Raw genomic sequence first — 12,231 nt, 5'->3', positions numbered from 1 at the left:
TTGCGCCTCAGGGGGCCGGATCGCGCAAAGCGAGCAGCCGCAGGGCGGCATAGCGGGCGAAATCGCGGCTGACCACTTTGCGCCGGGCGGGCGCCAGCGGCGTCTCATCAGCGAGGCGGATGATCTCGCCTCCGAACGCATCTGCGAGGATCAGCCCGTCGTTTTCAGGCAGGATCTCTTGCGGGAAATCAGGTCCGACCGCCCAGAAAAAACGGTCGCACCAGGCGGTATAGCCCTGCCATTTGCGATCCGCCCGAAAATCCGCGCGGCAGGATTTGCATTCGACGATCCAGACCTCGCCCTTTGGCCCGATCGCCATCACATCCGCGCGCAGCTTGCCTGCCAGCGGCATTTCCGTAACCGGCGCAAATCCGTGGCTGCACAAAAGCCGCGCAACCCCGCGCGCGATGCGCTGGCCCGCCTGCATCGGCAAGAGATCACGGGTGTCTTCAGGGATTTCAGCCAGGGCCAGGCGATGCAGCGATTCATCCATCACCCCAACATGAACAAACAGTAAACATTTGTCCAGTCTTCCGGCCCGCTGCAAGCAATACCCGACAGGGGTCAGCGGCGGTCTTGTACTGCAGCCCCGGCGGCCCTAGATATGAAGGCGGCGGGTGCTGCTCTTCGCGTGAGGGGTCCATAACCCAGTGGCCGATAAGCATATGAATGGGGGCTGGCTCTGCCCGGATCCTGGTCCGGATACCTGGTTCCCACCTGAGACCTCTGGCTCTCGGGATATCGAGACCACCCACGGCCGCTGCGGGCCCGCCACCTCTTCTCTGTCCCAGCTCTTCCTTGTCGATGACCCGCTTCGGCCAAAGAAAAACCCGCCTGCGGTGACGCGGCGGGTTTCTTTAATGTGATACCTTAAGGATCAGCGGCGGGGCTGGAAGGATCAGCGGCGGGGCTGGCGCTTTTGCTGCTCAGCCCGCGCTTCGACCCGAATTGGGATCATCTGCTGACGCAGGCCCCCGCGCGGCGTGTCATCCCCTTCGGCCAGCATCATGACGCGGATCGCGAATTGCACACTCGAAAAGAGAACGCCGAAAAACACGACCAGCATTGCCACAGCCACCCAACCGATCGCCCCCGCTCCGTCAACCAGCGCGCCGACAGCTGCAACATTGGTCCAAAGCAGGGCTGCGACGAAACCTGCGGACAATCCGAACCCGATAGCAACGGATTGAATATAAAGGCGGACGAGCTTTGGCATGAGTCGTTTCTCCTGCTGTTTCGAGAAAGCTAGGCATCTGCGACGCCAGTGTGAAGCCCCGGACACAGGATTTACGCAAAAGCATGACAGATTTCCGCCAGGACTTCCGCGACGTCATCCGAACCGGTCAGACTTCGATCCGGCTAAAACCATCGCGCAGCGCGTTGGACCAGGCCTCGCTCATCGCGCGAAAGCCTTCATCCCCGGCCTCGATCCGGCGCCGCGACGTCACCCGCAGCGCGTCTTTTTCGATCACCGCCAGATCCAGTGGCATCCCCACCGAGAGGTTCGAGCGCAGGGTCGAATCCATCGACAACAGCACCGCCTTTTGCGCATCCTGCAAGCCGGTTTCGGGCCGGACCACGCGGTCAAGAATCGGCTTGCCGTATTTATGCTCGCCGATCTGGAGGAAGGGCGTGTCGTCGGTCGCTTCGATGAAATTCCCCTCGGGATAGATCAGGAACATGCGCATACCGCCGCCCTTCCTTTGCCCCGCGACGATCATCGAGGCCGAGGCGCCCTGGCTCATCGACAGTTTCTCATCGATCTCGCGCCGCACTGAGGCCAGCGTATTCCCCACCAGCTGCGCCACTTTCAGCATGGTCGGCGCCAGCAGGATAGACGTTTCCGGCGTGGCATCAGGCTCATCCATCGCCTCATGCAGCCGCGCGATGGTGGTCTGCGTGACGGAAAGCGATCCCGCGGTCATGATCACAATCACCCGCTCGCCCGGAGCCTCGAAGGTGAACATCTTGCGATAGGTGGAAATATTGTCGAGCCCCGCATTGGTGCGGGTATCGGACAGGCATACCATACCCTGATTGAGCAGAAGGCCGACGCAATAGGTCATTTCTCACCGGAAAATTTATTCACCCGCAGGACATTACTGACCGGAGGAAAGGACCGCAACCGTGACATCCATCGCTTCTTCGCCCGCCTGGCCGCCGCGGGCGACGCCGCGGATGGGGGCGGCATCGCGGGCGTCAAAGCCAGAGGCAAGGCGGATATAGCGTTCATCCGGGCAACAGGCATTCGCCGGGTCAAACCCGATCCAGCCCAGACCCGGCACATGGATCTCGGCCCAGGCATGGGCGGCCTCATGCGCGGCACCCGAGGCATCGGCGAAAAGATAGCCCGACACATAGCGCGCCGGCAGATCCCGCAACCGCGCCAGCGCGATCAGCGCATGGGCATGGTCCTGACAGACCCCCTCGCCCAGGGCGAGCGCTTCTGATGCCGAGCTATGGGCATCGGTCACGCCAGGATGGTAGGCGATGGCCCCGGTCACCGCCGCCGACAGGCCATGCGCCAGCGCGAGAGCCCCCCCGGCATCCGATACGCTTTCCGCCAGATCCGAAAGCGCCACGGATCCCGCCGTCAATGCGGTCCCGCGCTTATAGGCGCAGGGGTTGATCACCTCGCGGCAGCCTTTCAGCATCCCGGCAGTGTCAGTGGTCTCGACCGTGCCACGCACTGTCACCGCCACTTCGGTCAGCGGCCCGGCGATGCTCCAGCCCTGGATCCGGTCGCCGGCGCCATCGGTGAATTCGGCGCCCCTGACCGCCGCCGCATCGCCGGCTTCGACAGAGATCTCCCATGAAATCACCTTCTGGCCCTGAAACACCGAAGGCGTCAGCCGGTGGCTTTGCACAAGCCCCCTGACCGGGCGGTCATAGCTGTAGCGGGTGATATGATTGACGCTCAGGCGCATCAGCTGAGTTCTCCGCCCAGATAGACCTCATGGATGACAGACCCAAGCTCTGCCACAGACCCGATGAACCGCGAGAGATATTCGTGCAGGCCTTCCTCGAAAATACGTTCGACGGTTTCCTCTTCCAGCTCGCCCAGCATGGCGCGCGCGCGCAGCTGGGCCAGGCCCTCTCTGCCATAGGCCTTGGCCAGCCGCGTCAGATGGTTTTCGGCGCCCGCGATACAGGTGATCAGGGCGCGCGGGCTTTGACGGTTCAGGATCAGGAAATCGGCGATCTTGCCGGCGGTGATCTCGCCGCCATAAGCCCAGTGAAAGGCACGCTGCGCGCCCATGGCCCGCAACAGCGTCGACCACTGGTAATTGTCGAGCCCCGATCCCACGAAATCCAGTCGCGGCAGCAGCACGTAATATTTCACGTCAAGAAGCCGGGCTGAATTGTCGGCGCGTTCCAGATAATATCCCAGATTCAGGAAGTTATAGCCATCATCGCGCAGTAGATTGGCATCGATCGCACCGCGCACCAGCGCTGATTGCCGCGTGACCCAATCCGTGAGCGTGGATTGGTCGAGGGTCGAGCGTTCCTGCCGCTCAAGCTGGCGCAGGTCCTGAAAGGCCATGTTCAGCGCATCCCAGACCTGGGCGGTCATGGCCGTGCGCACGATCCGGGCATTTTCCCGCGCAGCCGTCAGGCAACTGGCAACGGAGGACGGGTTGTCGCGGTCGAAAAACAGCCAGGATTCCAGATTGCGCTGCACCGGGTCGCCATATTTGGCGGTAAAGCCCTCAGCCATGCCACTGGCCTGCAACAGGCTGTCCCATTCGCTGCGATAGCCATGTTCCGAGGGGATCAGCGAGATGCGGCTTCCCACATCCAGCAGACGCGCGACGGTATCGGCGCGCTCCATGTAACGTGCGATCCAGTAAAGATTATTGGCGGTTCTTGAAAGCATATCCGGTTACTCCGCCAATACCCAGGTGTCCTTGACGCCACCGCCCTGCGACGAATTCACGACGAGGCTGCCCTCGCGCAAAGCCACCCGGGTCAGCGCGCCCTTCACGAGCTCGATCCGCTCGCCCACAAGGCAATAGGGGCGCAGGTCGACATGGCGCGGCGCCACGCCTTCATCGACAAAGGTCGGCACGGTCGACAGCGCCAGCGTGGGCTGTGCGATGTAATTTGATGGGTTGGCCACCAGCTGCGCGCGGAACGCCTCAATCTCGGCCTTGCTCGCCGTGGGGCCGACCAGCATCCCATAGCCGCCCGAGCCATGCACCTCTTTCACGACCAGCTCGGAAAGGTTGTCGAGCACATATTTCAGATCGTCGCGCCCGGCGCATTTCCAGGTGGGGACATTGCTCAGGATCGGCTCTTCGCCCAGATAAAAGCGGATCATCTCGGGCACATAGGTATAGATCGCCTTGTCATCCGCGACCCCTGCCCCAGGGGCCGAACAGATAGACACCCCACCCGAGCGATAGACATCCATCAGACCCGGCACACCCAGCATCGAATCCGGGCGGAAACACAGCGGATCGAGGAAGGCGTCATCGATCCGGCGGTAGATCACATCGACGCGTTTCGGGCCTTCGGTCGTGCGGGCATAGACGAATTCGCCATCGACAAAGAGATCCTGGCCCTCGACCAGTTCAACCCCCATCAGATCGGCAAGGAAGGAATGTTCGTAATAGGCCGAGTTGAAATGCCCCGGCGTCAGGATCACGACCTTCGGGTCACCCTGACACTTTGCGGGCGCCACCGAGGCCAGTGTGCGGCGCAGGATTTCCGCATAGGAATCAATCGGCTCGATGCGGTTCTCGCGAAAAAGACCCGGGAACATGCGCATCATGATCTCGCGGTTTTCCAGCATGTAAGACACGCCTGACGGCGTGCGGCAATTGTCCTCCAGCACAAAAAACTCTTCCGGCCCGGTACGCACGAGGTCGATGCCGACGATATGGGAATAGACGCCTTTCGGCGGCACAAAGCCCACGGCGGCCTTCTCATAGGCGGCGTTCTGATAGACGAGATTGGCCGGCACCCGTCCCGCCCGGATGATCTCGCCCCGGCCGTAAACATCGACGAGGAACATGTTCAGCGCTTTGGCGCGTTGCTTCACGCCGCGATCCAGCCTGGCCCATTCCGCGCCGGAAAACACGCGCGGGAACATGTCAAAGGGGATCAGCCGGTCCGGGTCGCCGCCCTCTCCATAGACCGCGAAAGTGATGCCGATGCGGCGAAACAGTGCCTCCGCCTCGGCCTGTTTCAGGCTCCGGAGTTCTTTTGGCATGGTCGCCAGCCATTCTTCGAGCCTCGCATAGGGGGCGCGGGTGCCCCCGCCGGATCCGTTCATCTCGTCGAAGAATACGCCCATATCTGGCTCCACTCGCTTAATGGCCCATTCAGTCAAGCGCGCCGTTTCCGCGTCGTAAAGGCCTGAACGGGTCAAAACTGCACGAATGACTGACTGCAACAGATGCAACCGCCCAAAAAAGGGGCATCGCCAACGCAAACGCCCCATCCCGCCGGCGGTTCCGTCAATCCTCGCCCTGATCGAGGCGGACATGTGACCGGGTGATATCAAAAGTCACCAGAAGCCAGGCAAGCATACCTGCTACCAGGTCACAGACCCAGACGAGCAGGATCGGGGTCACGCGGGCAAAGAGCCCGGCCACTTTCGTCGTTCCTCCCCCGGTTCAGCCCCCCCGGGCAGGCGCCAGATCGACCCTTGCCCTTGCAGCCCGCCCCCCCTCGCGCCTAGATGGAAGGCAAGGCCCCGCCAGGGGCAAAACAGCACAGGTAGTTCCGATGATCCGCAGCCTTCCGACCCGCAGCCTCCCCCGCCCTGTATTCGATGCAAATTCCGGTGCCACGGCGTCTGGCAAGGGTTTTGGTGACCTGCCGGAATGGGATCTGACCGATCTCTACCCTGCGCCGGATGCGCCGGAATTTGAGCGCGATATGGAATGGCTGAGCAAAGCCTGCACTGATTTTGCCGCGCGCTATGAGGGTAAGCTCGCCTCGCTTGAGGCAGCGGCGCTTTTGCAATGTGTGCAGGAATACGAGGCGATTGACGTCACTGCCGGGCGGCTGATGTCTTACGCGGGGCTGCGCTATTACCAGAACACCATGGACTCGGAACGCGCCAAGTTCATGTCAGACGCCCAGGATGCGGTGACCGTGGCGACCACTGCGCTCGTATTCTTCAGCCTTGAATTCAACCGGCTGGAAGATGCGCATCTCAGCGCCCTGCTTGCCGAAAATGCCGATCTCGCCCGCTACAACCCGGTTTTTGAGCGCATGCGCGCGATGCGGCCGCACCAGCTTTCCGATGAGATGGAGAAATTCCTCCATGACCAGTCGGTGGTCGGCGCCTCGGCCTGGAACAAGCTCTTTGACGAAACCACTGCCGGGCTGATGTTCACGGTCGAGGGCGAAGAGGAGGAGCTGAACCTTGAGGCGACGCTGAACCTTCTGACCGATACCGACCGTACCAAACGCGAGGCGGCATCACGGGCGCTGGCGGTGGTGTTTGATAAGAACGTCAAGCTTTTCGCCCGCATCACCAATACGCTCGCGAAGGAAAAGGAAATCGAGGATCGCTGGCGCAGGATGCCGACGCCGCAGACCGGCCGGCACCTCTCGAACCATGTCGAACCCGAAGTGGTCGAGGCGCTCAGGAATGCCGTTGTCGCCGCCTATCCGAAGCTTTCGCACCGCTATTATGCGCTGAAGGCGAAATGGATGGGGCTGGACCGGCTCCAGGTCTGGGACCGGAATGCGCCGCTGCCGGTCGAGGCGCCGAAGACCATCGACTGGGCGACCGCCGAGCGCCAGGTGACCGAGGCTTACAGCGCGTTTGATCCGCGCATGGCGGAACTCGCGAAACCCTTCTTCACCAAAGGCTGGATTGATGCCGGCGTGAAGCCCGGCAAGGCGCCCGGGGCTTTTGCCCATCCGACCGTCACCACTGTCCATCCCTATGTCATGCTCAATTATCTGGGCAAACCGCGCGATGTGATGACGCTGGCGCATGAGCTGGGCCATGGCGTCCATCAGGTGCTGGCGGCAGGCCAGGGCGAGCTGTTGTCTTCGACGCCTCTGACGCTTGCGGAAACCGCATCGGTCTTCGGCGAGATGCTGACCTTCCGCAAGCTTCTGGACGAGGCAAAAACCCCGGCCGAGCGCAAGGTGCTTCTGGCGGGCAAGGTCGAGGACATGATCAACACGGTCGTGCGCCAGATCGCGTTTTACGATTTCGAATGCAAGCTTCACGCCGCCCGCCAGGAGGGCGAGCTGACGCCCGACGATATCAACGCGCTCTGGATGTCGGTCCAGGCCGAAAGCCTTGGCCCGGTCTTTGACTTCATGGATGGCTATCAGACCTTCTGGGCCTATATCCCGCATTTCATCCACTCGCCCTTCTATGTCTACGCCTATGCCTTTGGCGATGGCCTCGTGAACGCGCTTTACGCGGTCTATGCTGACGGGCTGCCTGGCTTCCAGGACAAGTATTTCGACATGCTGAAAGCGGGCGGCTCGAAACATCACAAAGAGCTGCTGGCGCCATTTGGCCTTGATGCCTCGGACCCGAAATTCTGGGACAAGGGCCTTTCGATGATCGCAGGCTTCATCGACGAGCTGGAAGCGATGGAATAAGAAAAAGCCCCCGGACCGAAAGGCTCCGGGGGCTTTCATATCGATGTCCCCGCTGCCTCCGGCCGTGTTCCGGCCAGAGGCGGTCAGAGGCGGCTAGCGGGTTTCCCCTGCCCCCCGGGAACCCTGCCCGGCGCACGGCGTTATGCGCTGAGGGAGGAAAATCCAATGTCGATTGCAAAAAACACCATCTGTCTGTGGTTTGACAAAGACGCAGAGGCGGCGGCAAATTTCTACGCCTCGGTCTTCCCCGACAGCCGGGTCGAAGCCGTCCATCGCGCGCCTGCTGATTATCCCTCGGGGAAAAAGGGCGACGTGCTGACCGTTCAGTTCACCGTGGCCGGGATCCCCTGTATCGGGCTGAATGGCGGACCGGTTTTCCGCCAGGACGAGGCATTCTCATTCCAGATCGCCACCGAGGATCAGGAGGAAACCGACCGGTACTGGACTGCGATTGTCGGCAATGGCGGCCAGGAAAGCGAATGCGGCTGGTGCAAGGACCGCTGGGGCGTGTCCTGGCAGATCACGCCGCGCACATTGACCGAGGCGATGGCCGCAGGTGGCGCAGAAGCCGCGCGCGCCTTTGCGGCGATGATGACCATGCAGAAGATCGACGTCGCGACGATTGATGCCGCCCGCAGGGGGTGATCTCGCAGGACTGATGCAGGATTGATCACAGCGAACTGCTGTCGGGGGCGGCGCAGGGTATGTTCCCCTGCGCCTCAGCCCTCGCGGTGCCGCAGATGGCGCAGCGCATGCCAGGCCAGTGACGTGGCATAGCCCACCGAGAACAGCAAAAGCGTCACCCAGGGGTAGGTGATCACCAGGGCAACCGCCGCCACCGCAGCCACCAGCGCATAGGGCGCAGCCGAGGCCGGGATGCGCACCCGTTTCAGGCTTGGTGTCGGCAGGCGTGAGATCATCAGCGCGCCGACCGCCACCATCCAGAAGGTGATCACCGCCTCATGCAGCCGGTAGCCGGTCACATGCGCGACATAGATCGGTGTCAGGGCCAGCATGGCTCCTGCGGGCGACGGCACCCCGATGAAACCGGTCTTTTCTGTCGGCACCTCTTCGCGATTGCCGACATTGAAGCGCGCAAGGCGCAGCATGCAGCAGACCGCATAGATCAGCACCGCGATCCAGCCCATCGAAGCCTCGGCCCTCAGGCCCCAGATCCACAGCACCATCGCCGGCACCACGCCGAAATTCACGAAATCGCACAGGCTGTCGAGTTCGGCGCCGATCGCGCTCTCGGATCGCAGCATCCGCGCCAGACGCCCGTCGAGCCCGTCCAGAAACGCCGCCAGCGCGACAAGCAGGACCGCGATATTGACATTGCCGGTGATCGCAAAGCGGATCGCGGTCAGACCGGCACAAAGCCCGAGGATCGAGACGAGGTTCGGCAACAGCCGCAGCACAAGAAGGCTGCGCTCGCCTCTGACATCCCGGCCACTTTCCTGACCACCTTCCGCAGCGGTGCCAGCTGCCGCATCGCTGCCGGCATCAGGTGCAGCCGGGGACCCGGTCTCGTCGTCAGGCCCGCCCATTCATTCGATCCGGGCATGGCGCGCGGGCGCCTCGGTTCCGATCAGCGCGATCACCGTCTCGCCGGCCACCGCGGTCTGCCCAAGCGCCACCTGCGGCTCCACCCCTTCGGGCAGATAGACATCAAGGCGCGAGCCGAAACGGATCAGGCCGAAGCGCTCGCCGGTGCGCAGGCTGTCACCCGGTTTCGTCCAGCAGACGATGCGCCGCGCCACAAGGCCCGCGATCTGCACCACCGCGATATGGCGGCCATCCTCAAGCTGGATCGCCAGCGCATTGCGCTCATTGTCCACCGAGGCCTTGTCGAGCGAGGCGTTGAAGAATTTGCCCGGCCGATAAGCGACCGCCGTGACCTTGCCCGAGATCGGCGCGCGGTTCACATGGCAATTGAAGACCGACATGAAGACCGAAACCCGGGTCAGGGGTTCATTGCCGAGCCCCAGTTCAACCGGCGGCACTGCCGGGGTGATCATCGAAACCACACCATCGGCGGGGCTGACGAGGAGACCCTTATTCTCGGGCACCGCACGTTTCGGATCGCGGAAGAAATAATAGCACCAGACCGTCAGCCCGACCCCGATCCAGCCCAGCGGTTCCCAGATAAAGAACAGGACCAAAGTGACCAGCGCGAAGATCGCGACGAAGGGTATCCCCTCACGGTGCATCGGCTTGACGAAAGTGTCGATCATGCGCATGGGGCTGTCCTCTTGCCGGGTATCTCCCCTGTCTCTAGCCGCTCCGGGTGCAGGCGGCAACACAGGCGCGATGCGCGGGCGCCATACAGGCGGCGATTACAGCCTGCTTCACGGCTCTGTGACCGGCGTCTCATCTCCGGGCCAGTCGATCGCGCGGCGGTAAAGATGCCAGCTCGCGTGACCAAGGACCGGCAGCACGATGAAAAGCCCGAGAAACCCCGGCAACATCGCAAGAAACAGCAAAAGCGCGATGAACCCGCCCCAGCCCAGCATGAGGACCGGGTTTTCCCGCACCAGCGCAAAGCTGGTCAGCATCGCGGTGACATAGTCGATATCGCGGTCAAGCAGCATCGGCAGGCTCACCACCGTCAGCGCGAAAAGCAGCGCCGCAATCGCCGCCCCGGTCAGGGTACCGAAAACCAGCAGCGCGATCCCGGGCGGGGTGGAGAAAACCTCGAGTGATTGCGAGACATTGGTCATCGTCACATTGCCCATGAACAGCGCAAAGGTCATATGGGCAAAAAAGTTCCAGAACAGGAAATAGAAGACAATCATTGCCGCCATCGATGGGATCTGCCCGTCCTTTTGCGCGAAGATCACGCCAAGGATCGCCCTGCCCTCCAGGGCGCGGCCCGAACTGAGGCGCCGGCTGACCTCGTAAAGCCCGCAGGCAATGAAGGGGCCAAGGATCGGAAAGCCCGCAGCCGCCGGCAAAGTCCACCAGAATTGCCCCTGGGTGGTCAGCGCCCAGACCACCAGCCAGCCGCCCAGCACATAGATCAGGGCGAAGAACAGGCCCCAGCCCGGCGCGCGACGAAAATCCTGCCAGCCCATTTTCAGCGCATAGCGCAGATCGCCCGGATCAAGCCGCAGGATTTCCGGCCTCGCGCCCGGCAACCTGTCTCCGCTCCCCTCTTCTCCGGGCAGCCTTGTCCCCGCCTGGGCTTCGGTCTCGCTCATCGCTGTCATGCTGTCCTCCCTCCTGACCTGGCAAGGCTAAGGCGGGGGTTGGTCTTTCTCAAAGTTGTAACTTTCCCGATGGATTTCTGACGCCCTGATGCCACCCCGGAGATCACGAGGCCGCTCGCGGTCCAATCCCGGCCGCAGGGTGTTCCGGCAGGTCGGCCACCAGGCCGTGAGTCAGGCCCGAAAATGCGTTCCGGGCGGCACCCGACTGGTCGCGCTAACCGGGATCCCGTCGCCCATTTCTGGCCGGATCACACGCTGCCTCCGGGCGCGCGCCCTTGCGCGTCGCCGCCAGGTCCGGCTTCGGCAATTGACCCCGTCGCGCCCAATGGATAGGGAAAAGCCCAGGTTAAGGCAGCCAGGCGTGAAGAGGGCTTTCAGCATGTCACAAGACAGCACCAATCCGGGAAGCACTGTTCCGAAGAGCTTCCAGGAGATCATCCTGCGGCTGCAGAATTACTGGGCCGACAAGGGCTGTGCCGTGTTGCAACCCTATGACATGGAAGTCGGTGCAGGCACTTTCCACCCGGCCACGACGCTGCGCAGCCTTGGCAGCAAGCCCTGGGCTGCGGCTTATGTACAGCCCTCGCGCCGCCCTACCGATGGCCGCTATGGCGAGAATCCGAACCGGCTGCAGCATTACTACCAGTATCAGGTCATCATCAAACCCTCGCCGCCGAATCTGCAGGAGCTGTATCTCGGCTCGCTGAAGGCCATCGGCATCGACCTTGGCCTGCATGATATCCGCTTTGTCGAAGACGACTGGGAAAGCCCGACGCTGGGCGCCTGGGGGCTGGGCTGGGAAGTCTGGTGCGACGGGATGGAAGTCAGCCAGTTCACCTATTTCCAACAGGTCGGCGGCCATGACTGCAAGCCGGTCTCGGGCGAGCTGACCTATGGCCTGGAACGCCTGGCCATGTATGTGATGAATGTCAGCCACGTCATGGATATGCCGTTCAACAACCCGGACGCGCCGATCCCGCTGACCTACGGCGATATCTTCCGCCAGACCGAGGAAGAATATTCGCGTCACAATTTCGACGGCGCCACGACCGAGATGCTGTTTCGCCATTTCGAGGATGCCGAGGCCGAATGCCAGCGCCTGCTGGATTTCCCGCCCTCTGACCCGAAAACCGGCAAGACCATCATCATGGCGCATCCGGCCTATGATCAGACCATCAAAGCCTCGCATCTGTTCAACCTCCTCGATGCGCGCGGCGTGATCTCGGTCACCGAACGCCAGGCCTATATCGGCCGCGTCCGGGCACTGGCCAAGAAATGCGCCGATGCCTTCCGTCAGACCGAAGCGGGTCGCGATGCGGCAGAGGCTGTCCCGGCCTGACCGGATCTCAGCGGCAGAGCTGCGCGCGCGGACACAGGAGATACAGAGTGAATGCTGGCAAAATCGCAGCCGGAGGGCTTCTGGTGACAGGTCTTGTTG

At 62.4% G+C, this 12,231-nt stretch carries 13 protein-coding genes; 3 read left to right on the top strand and 10 right to left on the bottom strand.

From position 1 onward, the window contains the following. Positions 1–7: 7 nt before the first annotated feature. The 7 genes from BLW25_RS05815 to BLW25_RS24265 form a co-directional block, all read right to left on the bottom strand. Positions 8–493 carry an MmcB family DNA repair protein gene (locus BLW25_RS05815; RefSeq protein WP_092897228.1) on the bottom strand — a complete coding sequence of 162 codons (486 nt, stop codon included), beginning with the start codon at positions 491–493 and terminating at the stop codon, positions 8–10. 405 nt (positions 494–898) lie between these two features. Next, positions 899–1,216, bottom strand: coding sequence for a hypothetical protein (locus tag BLW25_RS05810; protein WP_092897226.1), 318 nt, complete (start codon positions 1,214–1,216; stop codon positions 899–901). Between the two features lie 127 nt (positions 1,217–1,343). Then, positions 1,344–2,066, bottom strand: coding sequence for a proteasome-type protease (locus BLW25_RS05805; RefSeq protein ID WP_092897224.1), 723 nt, complete (start codon positions 2,064–2,066; stop codon positions 1,344–1,346). A 33-nt stretch (positions 2,067–2,099) separates the two neighbouring features. Beyond that, on the bottom strand, positions 2,100–2,927 hold the full coding sequence (locus BLW25_RS05800; protein WP_092897222.1) for a transglutaminase family protein: 828 nt from the start codon (positions 2,925–2,927) through the stop codon (positions 2,100–2,102). Next, positions 2,927–3,877: an alpha-E domain-containing protein gene (locus BLW25_RS05795; protein WP_092897220.1), complete on the bottom strand. Its 951-nt coding sequence runs from the start codon at positions 3,875–3,877 to the stop codon at positions 2,927–2,929. Before BLW25_RS05795 ends, BLW25_RS05800 begins: the two co-directional genes overlap by 1 nt. A gap of 6 nt (positions 3,878–3,883) precedes the next feature. Next, positions 3,884–5,299, bottom strand: a complete 1,416-nt coding sequence (locus BLW25_RS05790; protein WP_092897218.1) for a circularly permuted type 2 ATP-grasp protein — start codon at positions 5,297–5,299, stop codon at positions 3,884–3,886. Positions 5,300–5,462: 163 nt separating this feature from the next. After that, complete coding sequence (locus BLW25_RS24265) at positions 5,463–5,600, bottom strand: hypothetical protein (RefSeq protein ID WP_171909485.1); 138 nt, start codon at positions 5,598–5,600, stop codon at positions 5,463–5,465. A 133-nt stretch (positions 5,601–5,733) separates the two neighbouring features. Between BLW25_RS24265 and BLW25_RS05785 the strand changes: the two genes are divergently transcribed. Together BLW25_RS05785 and BLW25_RS05780 are read left to right on the top strand one after the other, a co-directional pair. Then, a complete protein-coding gene (locus BLW25_RS05785; protein WP_092897216.1) occupies positions 5,734–7,584 on the top strand; it encodes a M3 family oligoendopeptidase in 1,851 nt (616 codons plus the stop codon). A gap of 165 nt (positions 7,585–7,749) precedes the next feature. Beyond that, positions 7,750–8,229, top strand: coding sequence for a VOC family protein (locus BLW25_RS05780; RefSeq protein ID WP_092897214.1), 480 nt, complete (start codon positions 7,750–7,752; stop codon positions 8,227–8,229). Positions 8,230–8,303: 74 nt separating this feature from the next. Here the strand turns inward: BLW25_RS05780 and pssA are convergent, their stop codons facing one another. From pssA to BLW25_RS05765, 3 genes are read right to left on the bottom strand one after another with little or no spacing between them, the layout of a single operon-like run. Further along, entirely contained in the window at positions 8,304–9,131 is an 828-nt protein-coding gene (pssA, locus tag BLW25_RS05775; RefSeq protein WP_092897212.1) for a CDP-diacylglycerol--serine O-phosphatidyltransferase, read from the bottom strand. Then, complete coding sequence (locus BLW25_RS05770; RefSeq protein WP_290438703.1) at positions 9,132–9,884, bottom strand: phosphatidylserine decarboxylase; 753 nt, start codon at positions 9,882–9,884, stop codon at positions 9,132–9,134. It abuts the gene before it with no gap. 48 nt (positions 9,885–9,932) lie between these two features. Continuing rightward, positions 9,933–10,793 (bottom strand): DUF2189 domain-containing protein, encoded by an 861-nt coding sequence (locus BLW25_RS05765; protein ID WP_253188227.1) that lies wholly within the window; start codon positions 10,791–10,793, stop codon positions 9,933–9,935. A gap of 379 nt (positions 10,794–11,172) precedes the next feature. On the opposite strand from BLW25_RS05765, the gene BLW25_RS05760 reads away from it, so the two are divergent. After that, positions 11,173–12,132, top strand: a complete 960-nt coding sequence (locus BLW25_RS05760; RefSeq protein WP_092897208.1) for a glycine--tRNA ligase subunit alpha — start codon at positions 11,173–11,175, stop codon at positions 12,130–12,132. The last annotated feature ends 99 nt before the right edge of the window (positions 12,133–12,231 follow it).

The sequence above is a fragment of the Rhodobacter sp. 24-YEA-8 genome, from assembly GCF_900105075.1.
In the GTDB taxonomy this organism is placed as follows: Bacteria; Pseudomonadota; Alphaproteobacteria; order Rhodobacterales; family Rhodobacteraceae; genus Pseudogemmobacter.
Note: the sequence above shows the minus strand (reverse complement) of the source record. Positions and strands in the feature narration are given on the sequence as shown.

Bases quoted from the DNA above. Each gene is read 5' to 3' on its own strand.
- BLW25_RS05785 (WP_092897216.1), top strand. From the start codon at position 5,734: ATGATCCGCAGCCTTCCGACCCGCAGCCTCCCCCGCCCTGTATTCGAT.
- BLW25_RS05795 (WP_092897220.1), bottom strand. From the start codon at position 3,877: ATGCTTTCAAGAACCGCCAATAATCTTTACTGGATCGCACGTTACATG.
- BLW25_RS05805 (WP_092897224.1), bottom strand. From the start codon at position 2,066: ATGACCTATTGCGTCGGCCTTCTGCTCAATCAGGGTATGGTATGCCTG.
- BLW25_RS05810 (WP_092897226.1), bottom strand. From the start codon at position 1,216: ATGCCAAAGCTCGTCCGCCTTTATATTCAATCCGTTGCTATCGGGTTC.
- BLW25_RS05815 (WP_092897228.1), bottom strand. From the start codon at position 493: ATGGATGAATCGCTGCATCGCCTGGCCCTGGCTGAAATCCCTGAAGAC.
- BLW25_RS05790 (WP_092897218.1), bottom strand. From the start codon at position 5,299: ATGGGCGTATTCTTCGACGAGATGAACGGATCCGGCGGGGGCACCCGC.
- BLW25_RS05780 (WP_092897214.1), top strand. From the start codon at position 7,750: ATGTCGATTGCAAAAAACACCATCTGTCTGTGGTTTGACAAAGACGCA.
- pssA (WP_092897212.1), bottom strand. From the start codon at position 9,131: ATGGGCGGGCCTGACGACGAGACCGGGTCCCCGGCTGCACCTGATGCC.
- BLW25_RS05800 (WP_092897222.1), bottom strand. From the start codon at position 2,927: ATGCGCCTGAGCGTCAATCATATCACCCGCTACAGCTATGACCGCCCG.
- BLW25_RS05765 (WP_253188227.1), bottom strand. From the start codon at position 10,793: ATGACAGCGATGAGCGAGACCGAAGCCCAGGCGGGGACAAGGCTGCCC.
- BLW25_RS05760 (WP_092897208.1), top strand. From the start codon at position 11,173: ATGTCACAAGACAGCACCAATCCGGGAAGCACTGTTCCGAAGAGCTTC.